This is a genomic window from Lwoffella lincolnii (assembly GCF_002014765.1).
Taxonomy (GTDB): domain Bacteria; phylum Pseudomonadota; class Gammaproteobacteria; order Pseudomonadales; family Moraxellaceae; genus Psychrobacter; species Psychrobacter lincolnii.
In genome coordinates this window covers 1-16,989 of record NZ_MUYT01000007.1, presented here as the reverse complement: position 1 = coordinate 16,989, position 16,989 = coordinate 1, and the positions used below count along the sequence as shown (strand labels likewise).

The window sequence follows — 16,989 nt, the reverse complement described above, 5'->3', positions numbered from 1 at the left end:
AGTTTACTCATCAATTATGACAATTTAATGAAATGGCGTGATTATCATTGTCATATGTCATCATATTTTGTTATGCTTAGAGCAGACTCGGGGTGCTAAAGGAGTGAGACAATGGTTAAATGTTCACTCGTTAATTTGGCTGAGACATACCCGCAGAACTTGATACGGTTAGTACCGTCGTAGGGAAGTCGTTGACATTTATTGTTTTACTGTCATTGTGTTGCTGTCATTGTGTTGCTGTGCGTCGCTATGAGCATGTATTGTTGTTAAGCATGATGGCTGGCATGATGAATTGCCATCAAGATGACACAAAATCACTTGCCACCACCGAGTCCATTTACCCATAAGCCCATCACAAGGACTCGCCATGAACGAACTCAACCCACACAAAACCCACACACACAAACCTCCTGCACATAAAACCCCCGCACATAGAAATCTCACCGATGACCGCTTTGAAGAAGAAGCCCGTGACCTGACACGTGCCTTGCCTGCCTCAAAAAAAGTCTATCTGCAAGGCTCACGCCCTGACATTCAAGTGCCAATGCGAGAAATCACACTCACCGATACGCCACTTGGTTTGACAGACGGTCAAACAGGCAGTGAATACAATCCACCATTTTATGTCTATGACACATCAGGCGTTTATACCGACCCAAATGTTACCATTGACTTAACCAAAGGCTTGCCCAAATTGCGTGAAAAGTGGATTAAAGAGCGTGGGGACACCGAAAAACTTTCCCAACTCTCTAGCCAATACGGCATCGAGCGAGCCAATGACATCGCCACTGCCAACTTACGTTTTGGGCAAATTGATAAGCCAAGACGAGCATTACGTGGTGGTTCATTCTCAGGGAATGTTACCCAAATACACTATGCCAAGCAAGGCATCATCACCCCAGAGATGGAATATGTCGCCATTCGAGAAAATCAAAAGCAACACGAACTTAGCGACATGCGTCAACATGCAGGCATGAGTTTTGGGGCAAACACACCCAAACTGATTACCCCAGAATTTGTGCGTCAAGAGATTGCCAAAGGACGAGCCATTATCCCTTGTAATATCAATCACCCAGAATCTGAGCCAATGATTATCGGGCGTAATTTTTTAGTCAAAATCAACGCCAATATCGGCAACTCCGCTTTAGGCTCAAGCATTGATGAAGAAGTGGCTAAGATGACATGGGCAACCCGTTGGGGGGCAGACACCATCATGGATTTATCAACAGGCAAGCACATTCACGAAACCCGTGAATGGATTATCCGCAACTCACCTGTGCCAATCGGCACTGTGCCCATTTATCAAGCGTTAGAGAAAGTCGGTGGTGTGGCAGAAGATTTGACGTGGTCATTGTTTGCAGATACTTTGATTGAGCAAGCCGAACAAGGCGTGGATTATTTCACCATTCATGCAGGTGTGTTGTTGCGTTATGTGCCTATCACCGCCAACCGTTTGACAGGCATTGTCAGCCGTGGTGGCTCAATTATGGCACAATGGTGCTTGGCACATCATAAAGAAAATTTTTTATACACCCATTTTGAAGACATTTGTGAAATCATGAAGGCCTATGATGTGACCTTTAGCCTTGGAGATGGACTTCGCCCAGGTTGTATCCAAGATGCCAATGATGACGCTCAATTTGGTGAACTTAAAACCTTAGGTGAGCTGACCCAAGTGGCGTGGCAACACGATGTGCAAGTGATGATTGAAGGCCCAGGACACGTTGCCATGAATCGCATCAAAGAGAACATGGACTTACAACTTGATGTGTGTCAAGAAGCCCCATTTTACACCCTTGGCCCATTGACCACTGACATTGCCCCAGGTTATGACCACATCACATCTGCCATTGGTGCGGCAATGATTGGCTGGTATGGCACAGCGATGCTCTGCTATGTTACACCAAAAGAGCATCTTGGTCTGCCAAACAAAAAAGACGTGAAAGATGGCATCATCACCTACAAAATCGCAGCTCACGCTGCTGACCTTGCCAAAGGACACCCCAGAGCTCAGGCTCGTGATAATGCGTTATCCAAAGCTCGTTTTGAATTTCGCTGGGAAGACCAATTTAATCTGTCACTTGACCCAGATACGGCACGTGAATTTCATGATGAAACCTTGCCAAAAGACGCTCACAAATCCGCCCATTTTTGCTCCATGTGTGGACCTAAATTTTGCTCAATGAAAATCACCCAAAATGTGCGTGATTATGCCGCAGGATTGGATTTTCAACAGGTCAAAACCAAACTGACCGAACAAGTTGGCGAAGCCTCTGTTGATGATGTGCGTGATGGCATGGCACAGATGAAGCAAAAATTTGCAAACACAGGAAAACACTTATATCACAAAGTGTGAACATATCCGAATGTTGAGAACAAATGCGACACAACAAAACCCACAACATAAAAGTTGTGGGTTTTTGATTGGCAAGTGATGGCATTGATTGGCAAAAGGTGGTTAAAAGAGACAGTTAAAAGAGACGGTTAAAAGACCATCAACAGGCATTATGGATTTGCCACACACTCAAGCACATTTAAATCAAACCCTGATAACGCATTGAACTTTAACGGCGATGACAGCAACCGCATATCACGCACACCTAAGTGGCGTAAAATCTGTGCACCAACACCGATACTGCGATAAGGTTGATGTTGCTGATATTTAAGGGGTGAATCAGCACGGTCAGCAACGAAATTATCCAACGCTTCACCAAGATTGATGTTTCGGTTATGCCCAATCCAAACAAACACACCACGCTCAGATTGGCTAATTTCTTGTAGTGCCGATTGAATGCTCCAATGACTTTTACCACGATTGAGCGATTGCACACCAAACAAATCTCTAAGTGGCTCAAACCCATGCACACGCACCGTATTGACCCCATCAGCAGGATTGCCTTTGACCAAGGCCAAATGAGTGTCATCGGAATTTTGCTCTTGGAAACGATACGCCATAAACTCACCAAATTCGGTCTGCATCGGATAACTTGCCACCACATTGATGGTTTGCTCATTTGCCATGCGATAATGGATTAAATCAGCGATTGTGCCAATTTTTAGATGATGAGTTTTGGCAAACGCTTCTAAGTCATCACGGCGAGCCATTTCACCATTTTCTTTGATAATCTCACAAATTACCGCCGCTGGCTCAAGCCCTGCAAGATGTGTTAAATCACAACCTGCCTCGGTATGCCCAGCGCGGTGCAATACCCCCCCATTTTGAGCCACAATGGGAAAAATATGCCCTGGTTGCACAATGTCTTCAGGTTTGGCGGTGGCAGACACTGCCGTTTGAATGGTTCTGGCACGGTCAGCCGCTGATATTCCTGTCGTTACCCCTTTAGCAGCTTCGATAGACACCGTGAAATTGGTGCTAAATTTTGCCCCATTTTTATCGCTCATCAGGGGCAAATCAAGCTGACGGCTACGCTCTTGGGTAATGGTCAAACATACCAAACCACGAGCATGGGTAATCATAAAATTGATGTCATCAGGACGCACATGGGTAGCCGCCATCACAAGGTCGCCTTCATTTTCTCGGTCTTCATCATCCATCAATATGACCATCTTGCCTGCTCGGATATCGTCTAAAATCTCAGGAATGCTATTGAACGTGGTATTATTTATCATGGTATCTACTTGTATCGATTGGTAAAATGGCTGACATTATCCATCATCAGCATCTATAACTTAGTTGTCTAAAACCAGTTGTCTAAAAAATCGGTTAGTTAAAATTTAAAAGTTGCCAGTTTACAATTTATCATAATGACTGACAATTATTTTACAAATCAACTATTATATGCTACAGACATCAGTGAATATGCCAGTATAATATAACAGCTTGTCCTGACCATACATAAGTATATGGACAATCATATGGTCATATGGTCTGACAAGACGAACCGCTCTGTCATTTTGTCATTGATGGTAATACATCGTGTCAATTGACAGTCATATTCACCCATCTGTGGCTTACGTATGAACGTAAATTACAATAATCAGGACACTACTATGAAAAATTTAACCAATAAACTGTTGGCTGGCGTACTAAGTGCTGCTGTTTTGTTGCCTGCCGTTGGCATCTCCACCGCTGCGGTTGCTAACGACCGTATTAAAGCACAAGCTTATGGCGATAGCAACTTTAGCCAAAATCGTCAAAAAGCCATTCAAATGTTGTCTTCTCGTGGCTATCAAGTCGGCGATATAGAAGTTGACGACTTTTTGGGCAAGCCTGTTTTTGAAGTAGAAGCCTATAAAAACGGTGCTGAGTATGACATCGTACTTGAATACCCATCACTTAAAATCATCAAAGAGCAGCGTGATTACTAATAAATTAATTACTAATAAATTAATGACTAATCATGAATGATGACCGCTAAGAGCATCACTTAGCGATGATAAAATAAAGCCCTCATGGTAAATGGGGGCTTTATTCATTGGTTGGTTGGGGTTTGGCATGCCACAATCACATCCAAGCACATCCAAGCCACTGATTAAAAGTGCAGGTTAAAACTTCATTTCAAGTGCCAATTGGTAATTGCGTCCAGGAGCAGCATAGCGACCATAATGCTTATCTTGGCTAAGTCCTGTATGCTGATTGACCGCCCCTTCTGCTGTTTGGCGTAAAGATTCCCAAGTGGTGTAATAGGTATCAAATACATTGTACACGCCAGCACGCAAGGTAAAGTTATCTTTTATGTTCACATAACCTGACAAATCAAGTGTTCGCCACGGCGTGGATTTTGCTTTGGTGGCTTGTTTTGTTTGAATGTTGCCATTACCTAAGTTCTTATCTGCCTCAATCTCGCTTGGATTTTTGGCATCAGAATGGGTAAACATGGCGTTTGCTCCCCATTTTTGGCTTGGGGCATCATAGCCGATTCCCACCACATAACGAGATGGCTGAATGGCATCAAACAGCATGTTTGTTCCTGCCAAAGTTGGGTTTAAGGTTTTTCCTTTAACATCAACTTTGTTATAAGCCAGTGTTGAGTATAGTCCATAGGGAATGCGACTATTGACAGCGTTTAGGTCAAGTCTGCCAAGAATGTTAATGCCTGTCAAATCAGCATCTTGTCCATTATGAAAGCCCAAATCACCCTTACCACGCTGTTTGCCTGCATCAGCACCTTGGGTTAGGGTTCTAATCTCTTCACTTTTGCCAACAATCAAATCGGTATAGCGATTTTTAAAATAACTGACTTCAAGGCTGCCTAAGTGATTATATAAAGTCGCTCCGATTTCTTGGTTAAAGGATTTTTCAGGTTTTAGCTTGGTTTGATGGACAGTCTGTTCACAGGTGTACCAAAGACCCTTACAGCCATGTTGCGTGCCTTTACCGATGGTTACGCCAAAGCGTTCGCCATACATTTCAGAAAAACTTGGCATGCGAAAGCCTTGCGAGCTTCTATAAGCGATGTCCAGCCAGTTGGTGGGCTTGACCACCACGCCAAAATTCCAAGACAGCTGATTGCTGGCACTGTTGTCCACCAAAGGCACATCAGATTTGTGTTTGATTCTGTCATAGCGAGCGCCCAACCCCAAATCAACATATTTATTGATGGTCATGTTGTCTTTTAAAGCGATGAAATAATTATTACCGCTGATGTGGCGAGTGGTTGAGCAATCAGCATAGCTGTTGGTCTCGCTATATTTGCATTTATCATCTTTGACAACAGTCGCTTGATTTGGCTCATAGATATTATCCGTGCCTTTTTTGGCGTTTTGTTGGCTGTTCTTATTGGCCCAATCCGCCCATTGTTTGCGTAGCTTTGCATAAGCATCAAAGCCCAGTTTGTCTATCTTGTTGTATTTTTCTTGCCCCAAACTTTGTTTGATTTTCTCAAAGGGTTTTAGGGTGTTGTTGGGGTGTTGTTTATCATATTTGTCAATGACGGCTTGATAATTAATCTTATCGGTATTGGTTTTTTGGTTGTATTGCTCTATGCCTTGCTTGATGGCAAAATTTTGATAAGTGCTGTTGTTGGTGTTACAAGCATGGTTATGGGTACTGCCATAACCATGAGCATCAAGGCAAATGGGTCTGTTGTCTGAACCTAAAATCGGCTTAAACTCATCTGGCAAAGGATTACTTAGTGGGGTGTAATCAAGTTTTTGATAAGATTGATGGGTTGCCAAACGATAATCTTCACGGCTAAGGCTTGAATTGAATTTATCATAGCCAACTTGCAGATTGATGTGATGATGTGTACTACCCAACGCCAGTTTTTTGTTAAAGACGGCTTTGATTAAATTATGCTGTTCTTTATAGGCATTGTTATCCACCTCTTTTACCGAAAAAGGTTTATTGACATCAGGCGTACAATTTTTGTCAATGTGCGGATAGGTTGAACAGTGCGTGTTGGTCAGCTGGCTGCGTAGCGTAATGTCTTGCTTGTCATAAGACACACGCACATCATCAAACCATTTATTTTCACCTTTGCTGTCATAAACATATTCAAGCCCTAGGCGGTCTTTTTGGTGTTTTTCGTCATAAAATACGCCATGAGCATAGTTGATGCCATAACCTGAATTTGCCCCAATAGCATCACGAATGCGTTCACCAAGGTTATTGCCTTGATAATAGCCATTGGCTTGGGCATGGTTGCTGAGCCTTGATTTGTCAATGTCATGAACCGTCAGATAAGCAGGCACGGTTTTATCTTGCATGGCATAGTTTTGTTTGGTGGTTTCATACACACCACCGACATAGTGCTTATCGTTTAGCTGATAACCTGGGCGAAGTAGCAAGGATTTGCTGTCTTGGGTGAGTGGGTTTGGAATAAGGCGGTTAGGGCCTGTATAATCTTTGACATTTACCTTATCACGCACATTGGTTGGCTTGGCTTGAAGTTTGGTTTGACCGCCAGAGGCACACGCTTCATAATCACCATTGGCACATTCATTTGCCATTAAAAATGTGTGGTTATTTGGGTCAGTGGTTGCCACCGCCCTATCAAAACTTTGGCTGCCCTGATAGGCATCATCATGTGCCTTGTATTCTTGACCACGGCGGTCGGTGTAGATGACAAGACCACTAAAAGAACCTGCCTTGCCTGCTGCTGCCACAGAATTAACCCATGCGTTATTTTTACTGGCATAGGCGGTTTTGGTCTGCACGCCCCAATCTTTACCATCTTTGATGATGTCATCGGCGGTTTTGGTAACAAATGCCACAGAGCCAGATAACGCCCCAGAGCCATGTTCACTTGAATTTGCACCTTTACTAATCTCAATGGAGCGGACATTTTCGTATTCTATTTCGTTGATTGCCCCACCTGCGGCATAATTTTTGCCTGCCACAGGGCCTTGTAGGGCATAGTGCTGGGCTTGATTGATGCCATCAACCAATACCGCCACGCGATTTTTATCCATACCACGAATAGAATAGCCCGAGCTTGCCCCACGACCTTGCTCAACCACAGCAATGCCAGGGTCATAACGTGTTAAGTCTCGAATGTTTAGTACTTGTTCTTTATTGATGGTCTCAGCAGTTTTGACCACCTTGCCAAGCCCTGTAACTTCGTTGGCTTTACGAGTGAGTTGTTTATCAGCAACAAATCGTAAGGCTTCAAGCTCTGTGGTGGGAGCAGTGTTGGTTTTATTAGGAGTCTTTAAATCGGTGGCTTTGATGGCAGTGTCTGCCATGGCAGAAGTGGCCAGCATTAATGATAAGCATAATGTGCTTAGCTTAAAAATTGGAAGTAAATTTTGCTTCATATGATGCCCTAAATATTGATTTTCTTCCCTGCCTATCGTTCAGGGATTCCTTCTGCAAGACGGTCAAACCTGACCACAAGAATGTTCTTACTGACATTGATATCTTTATCATGCCATGTGCCATATGTACAAACTTATTCTCTCATTACCAAATCTGGTCTGCCTTTCGAACCACTGGATATATTATCACAGCAAGGGTAAGTTTGAGTAGATTATTTCTCATTGACGATGTGATGTATAAACGACCACAATCTATAAACGACAACCCAAACCCACATTGCATTGATGGGTCAGTTATCGTTTAAGCTCAAACTAGCCTGCATCGTAGACCGACTTGGCTAGTTTGATTTTTTCAGTGGTCAATCATCTTAATCATTCATGTTTGATTAAGTATCCACCCCATCAGCCAAACAAACATTGTGTTTAAATTACTGCTTAACTTCTTGTTGTTTTTTTGTGCCAAAAACCACAGAGACTTTACCGTCATCACCGCTGTTTTTGTGTGCAAATGACCCACCCATCTCGGTTGCATTTGGACCATAAAAGCCCCCAGTAACCTCGGCATCTTTGATGACGATGGATTTGCCTGTACTGCTAGAATCTATCTTATAGCCCCCTGCGTTCGCTTCGGCGGTGCTGGCTTTGCCTGTCCAGCCATTGCCTGCGATTTGACCTGTGATGTTAAATACAGGGTCTTTGCGGTCTTTGGTGATAAGTTTGCCATTAACTGTTTTGCTTGCAAAGTCAATGTCAAAATCAGCAACATCTTTGGCATCATTAAAGCCTTTTGATGAGTCCGCTCCTGTGATGTATCCTACCCAGTTCCCCAAATATTTGGCTTTGCCTGTGGTTGGTACGGCTTTCTCGCCTGTGGTAGCGGTGCGTTCACCTTGCAAAAAGACACTGTTGCTTGTGCCGACACTGAGCTCACCAAATTTTAGGTATTCAAAGTTTTTGCCATAGGTTTTGACACTAACTTTATCATTCACCATCAAAGTCTCGCCCGCTTTGTTTGTGGCAGACTCTGGCTTGTCTTTGGTGAATTCATTTTTGGTGGCATCGGTAGATACCAAATCAATGACGGTAGAACCCAAGACCAACTTTTTGGCATTGCCAAAGTTATCCAGTTGTTTTTCGGTAAATGGGGTGAATGTGGTTGCTTTATTTTTGTTAAATGTCCCAAGTGCATAAGCATCTAAGATGGCTTCGGTTTTTTCTACATTACCCTCTTGTTTAGCACCAAAGACACCAAAGAGTTTGTTGTCATCGGTTAAGAATTTACCTGCCAGCTCCTCGCCTTTTGGTCCATAAAAACCACCTTCTAGCTTGTTTGTAGCATCGCTGGTAAAGGGGTGTTTGCTTTTGCTTGCATCATCTTTATTGATTGCGGTGGCACTGCCACGGAAGCGGTTGCCGTGGATATTAGCCTGAATATCGTAGCGTTTGGTTTTCTTAACCTCGCTCTTATGGCTGTCTTGTAGGTTACTAAACAGCTCACCTGTTAGGCTCTTTTTACTAAAATCTACCGTAAACTCACTGCTATGACCATATTCACCGCTATGACCATCAGGGGCAGAGCCTTCTTGGGTTAATAAGCGCTTGTATTCATCTTTTGAAGATGCCCCATACCACCAACCTGCTTGATAGGTTTCTTGCACTTCGCTAAATCGGTTTTTTTTGTTGGCAACATCAGTCATGAAGTCCCAATGTCCTTTGTATTTGACCTTATCTTGTGTGGGCAACTCTTTGGCGGTCGTTGTGCCATTATAAAACACACCGCCCACAGGGCCTGAATTCCAAAGTTTTGGATCATCTGTTTTTCTGACGGTTAGATAGTTGCCATCATTTACCAAGTAGTAACCGTAATCAACATATTGTAAATCTCGTGTGGTTGCTTTGGTTGTTTGGTCATTTGAATGGGAAGTTTTCGCTTGCATTGATGATAATACTTGCTGAAAATAAGGGCTTTTACGCACATCTTCTTTGATTTTTTTGGCAAGTTCTGCATCGGAGATTTGTTTATTGTCTCTCTTAATTTTTTCACCAATGGCATTTTTATCCGCTTGATCCATTTTTGCCATATAGCCATCAAGTAATTTATTTTCTACATCTAACGAAAATGGCAATGGTGATTTTTCACCTTTTGCAACTTGTTTTTTACCGTCCAAGGTAATGATATTTTTTTCATCTAATGGCGTGTCTTGTCGGTCGTATAGGTTGATTTTACTCAAAGCCATGCCAAAACCCATGGCAGGTTCTTGAATGGATGAAACTTGTTCTTTGTTATTGGGCGTTGTTGGCACATCTTGATATTTTGGTTCTGGTGTGTTGGCACTGCCTGTACCAGAGTTTGCACCGCCAGTACTGCCAGCATTGGCTGCATTATCAGTATTGCCAGTACCGCCTGTATTTCCTGTACCGCCAGTATTACCTGCATTGCCTGCATTTGGAATGGGTGTAGGAGCAGGTGGATTTGAACCACCACTGCCACCACAAGCGGTTAATAAGACGGCAGAGATTGCCACACACAGTGTGGTTAAAGGAATGTGCTTCATAAAATAATCCTCTGATGGGTTGATGGTATTATCTAAACAAGTCTGTTGATGCCTGTTTTGGCATGCCGATAATGTGCATTTGGCGTATTTGTTTGAGCAGTTATGATAAGTGCGTTTGTGATGGACAAAATACGGCAAATTTACATTGATAAATAATAACATAAACAATAACAATTATCTATTATATTTTTGATTTTTTTCTTGATTTTTTCTTGATATTGTCTATGATGGTACATTTTTTTTATAAAAAACAAAAGCAGGGCGTGCTTATCCCATCAAAAAATGCGACTAAACTCAACAAACATTTGATTTTTATGGTAATTTGCCTTAATGTCATTGCTTTTATTGATGTTTGTGCTGATGGTCAGCCGTGGCGTGATGCCCCATTTGTGAATGTCTCTGTGCCAAAATGATAAAGACGCTTGCATCTGTTTATCATGGCGAATTTGTCCGCCGCTGGTTAAGTTTGCCCCTTGGTAATGGCGTTTGTTGATGCTGATTTGGGCACGGCTTGAAAGACCGCCCGCCCATTCTTGCCCCCACGCTGTGCGTATGCCACGGCGCTCATAGCTGTCAGATGGGTCTTGTGGCACTTTTTCATCATAAAAGTCTGCCCCCAAAAGATAATAGCGTGTGGCATTTGGGTAATAAACCAATGATGTGCTGTATAAAGTGTTGTTACTGTCAGCCCTAGGCGTCCGATGGTTGGTTAGGCGTGATATGTCTATGGCGTTTAGGCTTTGAAATTTTGGGTTGATTCTATAATCAGCTGACATGCGTATGCCTATGGTGTCGGTATAACGCTCATGCCCATAAAATCTTTTTTCACCATAGGCCTCAATGCCAAGGTCTTTTTTGGCATCAGCAAAGCCCAAATTTGCCCCCAGTCTGCCCCAATGGTCGTTGTATTTTTTGTGATTTTGATGATGTTTGCCATGGATTTGGGCGTTTGCTCCCACATATGCCCCTTTGGGCAAAGACCACTTTTTATCCGCCCCTAGTTGATAGCTTAGAGTGATGGCGTCAATGGGTTTGTCAAAAGTCCATTGACCTTGCGTGGTTTTTTTGGGCACCTGATTAATGTTGTCTTCTTTGGCCAGATTCATCCCTGCTTGCCATGTCCATGAATCTCGTTGTTTTAACGCTTGTCTGTACTGCCCAACAACCTGTCGCACATCATCTGGTAAGTTGTCAGCATGTAATTTATTAAACTGGTCAAGGGCGGCTTCGTTTTGTTTGTCCATAAATAATGCCCTTGCCAGATGAAAACGCACCACATTATATTCAGGCATGATGGCGATGATGCGACGCAGTTCATGAATGGCAGGCTTGGCGTTGCCTTTGTCCAAGGCAGCCAGTGCATTGGCATACCCAAGTAAAATGCCATTTTGATGGTCTTTGGGCAGTTTTTGATAAATGGGCAATAATGCGTGAACCCCTGCCATATGATTGGTCATGACAGCAGAATTTAGGGCGTGATTGAGCAAATCGGGGTTATCAAGCAGTAACGCCTCATCGGCGATGAGCGTATCTTCGTCAGGATTTGGCGTTTGTGCCAGTGTTGGTTCTGTTGTTGGTGTTAATATACCATGGGGCAATAGTTCAGGCTGAGCATGGTTAATGATGGGTTCAAGGGCGGTTATTTCTTGATTGATTGGCTCTTGATTGTCGGTGCGACCATCATCGGCATGGCTGATATGAGCGATTAGAAAAGTCAAGCCAGCCATAAAAATTTTTATGGGTGTTTTGCTGGGGGTGAATGTGGTATAAACAGGCGTGATTGTCATGACAGCTCCTATCAAAAAAGCGAGCATATTTTACCATTTTTTATGCGATTTAAACATAAAAATGTGAATGATTATCATTAACTCATACTCAAAGCAAAACATAAGATAAATCATAGAAATTACACACCATTTAATCAAAACATGGTATGCTAGCCACTTCTAAAATGGTTTTATCACACTTTACCGTCATCATTTTCAAAATGAGACATTACGTGAAGTTTGAACCTAAACTCAAAGATGATAAGCCAAATTCACCTGTATTTACGCCACTTGATTCTAAGTATCTACAAGCAAGATTGTCATTGGCAAATTAAAACATATCACATGTCAACTGCTGCCCCCATCATTCTCACCAGCTATAACATTCATAAAGGCATGTCCGCCTTAAACCGTCAAGTCAAATTAGACGGCATCGCCGATGCCCTAAAACAGCTTGCCCCAGACATTCTATGCCTACAAGAAGTACAAGGGCAAAACCTAAAACGAATGGTCAAATTTAACGAATTTCCAGAGCAGTCTCAGCATGAATGGTTTGGTGAATTTTTGGATTATCAACAAAGCTACGGTAAAAATTGTGAATACAACCACGGACATCATGGCAATGCCGTACTGAGTCGCCACCCCCTAGACCCCAAGCACAACGTCAATATCACCGTCAATCAATTGGAAAAGCGGGGTGTGTTGCATTGTGAAGTGTTGCCCGATGGTTGGTCAGTGCCAGTGGTGGTGTTGTGCGCCCATTTAAACTTATTAGAAAGTGGACGAGAACGCCAGTATGACGCCATCGCCACCTACGTCAATGACGTGATAGATTCGACGCAACCATTAATTCTAGCAGGAGATTTTAATGATTGGCAAAAAAACGCCTGCCAAAAACTTGGCAATCAGCTCAACATGACCGAAGCGTTTTTATCCTGTCATGGCAAGCTATTCGCCACTTTTCCTGCCATTTTGCCCATGCTGAGCCTTGATCGCATTTATGTGCGTCATCTTAAGGTCAAACGGGCGTGGGTACACACAGGTAAGCCGTGGTCAGATCTATCTGACCATCTGCCAATCAGTGCTGAGCTGTTGCCTTTATGACAGTTACTCGTCTTCTGCCACCTCTTCTCCCAAAAATCCGCCACTTTGTCTTGCCCACAGTCGTGCATACACCCCATTTTTAGCCAACAGTTCCACATGGCTACCCTGCTCTACAATTTGCCCTTTATCCATCACCACCAGTCTATCCATTGATGCAATCGTTGATAATCGGTGAGCAATGGCAATCACTGTCTTACCTGACATCATGTCATTTAAGCTATCAGTAATGGCGTGTTCCACTTCACTATCAAGTGCTGATGTTGCCTCATCAAGAAGCAAAATCGGAGCGTTTTTGAGCATGACACGAGCAATGGCAATGCGTTGACGTTGCCCACCAGAGAGTTTAACACCACGCTCACCCACTTGCGTGTCTAAGCCTGTGTTGCCTTTGGCATCGGATAACTGTTGAATAAACTCCCACGCATGAGCTTGTTTGGCAGCGTTGATAATGTCATCATCGCTGGCAGTGGGACGACCGTAAGCAATATTCTCTCGCACAGTACGATGTAGCAAAGATGTGTCTTGGGTTACCATACCGATTTGTTGGCGTAAACTTTCTTGGCTCATCTGAGCAATATTTTGCTGGTCAATTAAAATCGCCCCAGAATCCACATCATAAAAGCGTAACAGTAAGTTCACCAAGGTTGATTTTCCTGCCCCACTGCGACCGACTAGCCCTACTTTTTCACCTGCTTGAATGTGCAGATTAAACTCATTTAATAAATGGTCATGTTTAGCCTGATTGTCTTTTAGATGACTGTTCTCCATCTTGATGCCATCATAAGTAAACTTAACATCATGAAACACAATCTCACCCTGATTCACCTTTAATTCTTGGGCGTTGGGCTGGTCAATAATGGCATGTGGTGTGGATAAAGTGCTGATGCCATCTTGCACAGTACCAATGTTTTCAAACAACGTTGCTGTCTGCCACATAATCCAATGGGTCAAGCCATTTAACCGCAATGCCATCGCTGTTGCTGCGGCAATTGCCCCCACTGTTATCAGACTGTCTTGCCACAGATAAATGCCAATCACTGCTGTACTGCCTATCAATACCACGCTGGTAAGATGGTTAATCACTTCCAACCAAGTAACCCATCGCATCTGCCCATGTACCGTCAGCAAAAATTGACGCATGGCATCTTTGGCGTATGTAAGCTCACGGCGTGAATGGCTAAATAACTTAACCGTGGCAATATTGGCATAAGCATCGGTGATGCGACCTGTCATCAACGCACGAGCATCAGCTTGACGACTGGCGGCCAGTTTTAAACGGGGAATGAAAAACCACAGAGACAAAGAAAACATCACAATCCATAGCATAAACGGCACAAGCAACCATTTATCCAAACGAAACAATATCACCCCAGTGGTTAAAAAATACACACTGACATACATCAGCATGTCCCCCACGGTCATGATGGTATCACGCACGGCCAAAGCGGTTTGCATGACTTTAGCAGACACTCTTCCAGAGAACTCATCTTGATAAAATTGCATGGACTGACCCAGCATGTGCCGATGAAATCGCCATCGCATTTGCATGGGGAATACCCCCTGCAACACCTGAAAATGCACCAAAGAATTCAGCCATATCCACACAGGACTTATCAATAACACCACTGCCATCAGTGTCAGCATGTCTCCTTTGGCTTGCCACAGCTCACTTGGCGAATACTCACCCAGCCAATCTACCAGATTGCCTACCCAGGCAAACAGCAACGCCTCATACACCCCAACGCCAGCGGTAAATACCATAAACAGCAATAACCAACCCCTTAATCCATGGGTACATGCCCATAAAAACTTTGCCAATCCATCTATTGGCAAAGGAATGTCATTGTCTGGATAAGGTGGTAAGCGAGTTTCAAAAAAATGAAAAAGAGCGTTCATAAATTAAAATCAATGCTTATTGATTTTTGGCATAAACAGGGAACTTAGCACACAATACTTTGACCTTTTCACGAATTGTGTCAATCACTGCTTTATCGCCCTTGCTGTCTAAAACATCACAAATCCAAGCCGCCAACTCAGTCACTTCCGCTTCTTTAAAGCCACGAGTGGTTACCGCTGGCGTACCAATGCGAATGCCTGAGGTTACAAACGGCGACTGTGGGTCATTAGGTACGGCATTTTTATTGACAGTAATAAACGCATCACCCAGCCATTTATCTGCTTCTTTACCTGTTAAGCCTTGCCTAACCAAACTAATAAGCATCAGATGATTTTCTGTGCCACCCGAGATAATGTCATAACCACGCTCTTGAATAACAGATGCCATCGCCTTGGCATTTTGCACCACTTGACGCTGATAAGCCTTAAAGTCATCTTGCAAAGCTTCTTTAAAACAGACCGCCTTAGCTGCAATCACGTGCATCAATGGACCACCTTGATTGCCAGGAAACACCGCAGAATTTAATTTTTTGGCAAGTTTGTCATCACGAGAAAGTATCAAACCAGAACGGGGGCCTCGCAAAGTTTTGTGAGTCGTCGTACTCACCACATCAGCAAATGGCACAGGGCTTGGATAAATGCCAGCAGCAATCAAACCCGCCACATGTGCCATGTCCACAAACAAATATGCCCCAACACTGTCGGCAATTTCACGGAAACGTTGCCAATCAATGATTTGCGAATAAGCAGAAAAGCCAGCAATAATCATCTTAGGCTGATGTTCTTTAGCAAGACGTTCAACTTGCTCATAATCAATCAAACCAGTTTTTTCATCTAACCCATATTGCACAGCATGATAATTGATGCCAGAAAAATTCACACGAGCACCGTGAGTCAAATGACCACCTGCATCTAAACTCATACCAAGCACCGTATCATTGGCATCTAACAACGCCAAAAATACCGCTGAGTTGGCTTGTGAGCCAGAATGTGGCTGCACATTAACATACTCAGCCCCAAAAAGCTCTTTAGCGCGTTCAATGGCAAGTTGCTCAACCACATCAACATACTCACAACCACCATAATAACGCTTACCAGGATAACCCTCAGCATATTTATTGGTCAAATCACTGCCTTGAGCCTGCATGACCATTTGCGAACAATAGTTTTCTGATGCAATCAGCTCAATATGCTCTTCTTGACGTTGACTTTCTTGTCCCATTGCCTCAGCAAGAACAGGGTCAAAATCTTGAATACTCACATTATTATACATTTTTATGTCCTTTTATGAATAAGGGAGATAAATTGTGGGGAAGCGTTCGCATTTAAGTGTATCACGAATAACAAGCAAAAAACGACTGCTTTCGACTGCTTTATCTTGCCAACAGACGTTTTTGAAAAACTGGTAAAAAAGTCTCTGTTATCAATAAAGGCCTGCCATACCAATCATAACTTGTCTGTCTTTGCCATCCTTGTTGGGTATTCATTATCACACGAGAATTAGGTAAAGCAGTCTGGCGTTTAAACAACACATAACCAATTGGCGTATTTTTTAGATGCTTTAAACGCTTGGCATCACCCTGCAAGCCAATTAAAGGAAAAACACTTTGTGCAGATACCCAAGGTTCATCATCATCACCATAAAGCCAAACCAGTCTATTCCAAGCCATCATAGGGCGACTTAGCAAACCAGACTCAACAAATCCTAGTTGTCGTTTTTGAATTAAACTTAAAGGTTCAAAGCCTTCAAACACCCTATCAACCCTTAACGGCTGATTAGCCACCTGCTCAAGCAAAACAGTTAATGAACCTTTAGCATAAAGATAAGGCAACAAATTAACTGGCAAAGACTGATGATAATATGACATATACTTATAATAACAACCAAACTTTAAAAGATAAAGAAACAACATAAAAAACAAAAAAACACCCCCCTTCTATTGAAGGGG

Annotated in this window: 11 protein-coding genes and 1 riboswitch; of the genes, 4 read left to right on the top strand and 7 right to left on the bottom strand. The window is 43.1% G+C overall.

Features of this window, described 5'->3' with window-relative positions; translation table 11 throughout:
* The first annotated feature begins 78 nt into the window (after nucleotides 1–78).
* Nucleotides 79–203, top strand: a riboswitch (TPP riboswitch).
* A complete protein-coding gene (locus B0682_RS09510; protein ID WP_158077872.1) occupies nucleotides 192–347 on the top strand; it encodes a hypothetical protein in 156 nt (51 codons plus the stop codon). Its footprint overlaps the riboswitch before it by 12 nt.
* A 20-nt stretch (nucleotides 348–367) precedes the next feature.
* Nucleotides 368–2,356 (top strand): phosphomethylpyrimidine synthase ThiC, encoded by a 1,989-nt coding sequence (gene thiC / locus B0682_RS05420; protein ID WP_078307220.1) that lies wholly within the window; start codon nucleotides 368–370, stop codon nucleotides 2,354–2,356.
* Between the two features lie 149 nt (nucleotides 2,357–2,505).
* Here thiC and ribBA read toward each other — a convergent pair whose 3' ends face one another.
* Nucleotides 2,506–3,630 carry a bifunctional 3,4-dihydroxy-2-butanone-4-phosphate synthase/GTP cyclohydrolase II gene (gene ribBA / locus B0682_RS05415; protein WP_078307217.1) on the bottom strand — a complete coding sequence of 375 codons (1,125 nt, stop codon included), beginning with the start codon at nucleotides 3,628–3,630 and terminating at the stop codon, nucleotides 2,506–2,508.
* A 381-nt stretch (nucleotides 3,631–4,011) separates the two neighbouring features.
* On the opposite strand from ribBA, the gene B0682_RS05410 reads away from it, so the two are divergent.
* Nucleotides 4,012–4,329: a PepSY domain-containing protein gene (locus B0682_RS05410; RefSeq protein ID WP_078307215.1), complete on the top strand. Its 318-nt coding sequence runs from the start codon at nucleotides 4,012–4,014 to the stop codon at nucleotides 4,327–4,329.
* A 177-nt stretch (nucleotides 4,330–4,506) separates the two neighbouring features.
* On the opposite strand, the gene B0682_RS05405 is transcribed toward B0682_RS05410, so the two are convergent.
* The 3 genes from B0682_RS05405 to B0682_RS05390 form a co-directional block, all read right to left on the bottom strand.
* Nucleotides 4,507–7,719, bottom strand: coding sequence for a lactoferrin/transferrin family TonB-dependent receptor (locus B0682_RS05405; RefSeq protein ID WP_078307214.1), 3,213 nt, complete (start codon nucleotides 7,717–7,719; stop codon nucleotides 4,507–4,509).
* A 428-nt stretch (nucleotides 7,720–8,147) separates the two neighbouring features.
* On the bottom strand, nucleotides 8,148–10,274 hold the full coding sequence (locus B0682_RS05395) for a transferrin-binding protein-like solute binding protein (RefSeq protein WP_078307209.1): 2,127 nt from the start codon (nucleotides 10,272–10,274) through the stop codon (nucleotides 8,148–8,150).
* A gap of 275 nt (nucleotides 10,275–10,549) precedes the next feature.
* The gene (locus tag B0682_RS05390) at nucleotides 10,550–12,061 is read right to left on the bottom strand and encodes a surface lipoprotein assembly modifier (RefSeq protein WP_078307207.1); all 1,512 of its coding nucleotides are present in this window, start codon (nucleotides 12,059–12,061) and stop codon (nucleotides 10,550–10,552) included.
* A 324-nt stretch (nucleotides 12,062–12,385) separates the two neighbouring features.
* Between B0682_RS05390 and B0682_RS05385 the strand changes: the two genes are divergently transcribed.
* Nucleotides 12,386–13,144: an endonuclease/exonuclease/phosphatase family protein gene (locus tag B0682_RS05385; protein ID WP_078307547.1), complete on the top strand. Its 759-nt coding sequence runs from the start codon at nucleotides 12,386–12,388 to the stop codon at nucleotides 13,142–13,144.
* Between the two features lie 3 nt (nucleotides 13,145–13,147).
* Here B0682_RS05385 and B0682_RS05380 read toward each other — a convergent pair whose 3' ends face one another.
* The 3 genes from B0682_RS05380 to B0682_RS05370 form a co-directional block, all read right to left on the bottom strand.
* Nucleotides 13,148–15,040, bottom strand: a complete 1,893-nt coding sequence (locus B0682_RS05380; RefSeq protein WP_078307204.1) for an ABC transporter ATP-binding protein — start codon at nucleotides 15,038–15,040, stop codon at nucleotides 13,148–13,150.
* Nucleotides 15,041–15,056: 16 nt separating this feature from the next.
* Complete coding sequence (glyA, locus tag B0682_RS05375) at nucleotides 15,057–16,313, bottom strand: serine hydroxymethyltransferase (RefSeq protein WP_078307203.1); 1,257 nt, start codon at nucleotides 16,311–16,313, stop codon at nucleotides 15,057–15,059.
* Between the two features lie 100 nt (nucleotides 16,314–16,413).
* Nucleotides 16,414–16,908, bottom strand: a complete 495-nt coding sequence (locus B0682_RS05370; RefSeq protein ID WP_143823297.1) for a chorismate--pyruvate lyase family protein — start codon at nucleotides 16,906–16,908, stop codon at nucleotides 16,414–16,416.
* Between the last annotated feature and the right edge of the window lie 81 nt (nucleotides 16,909–16,989).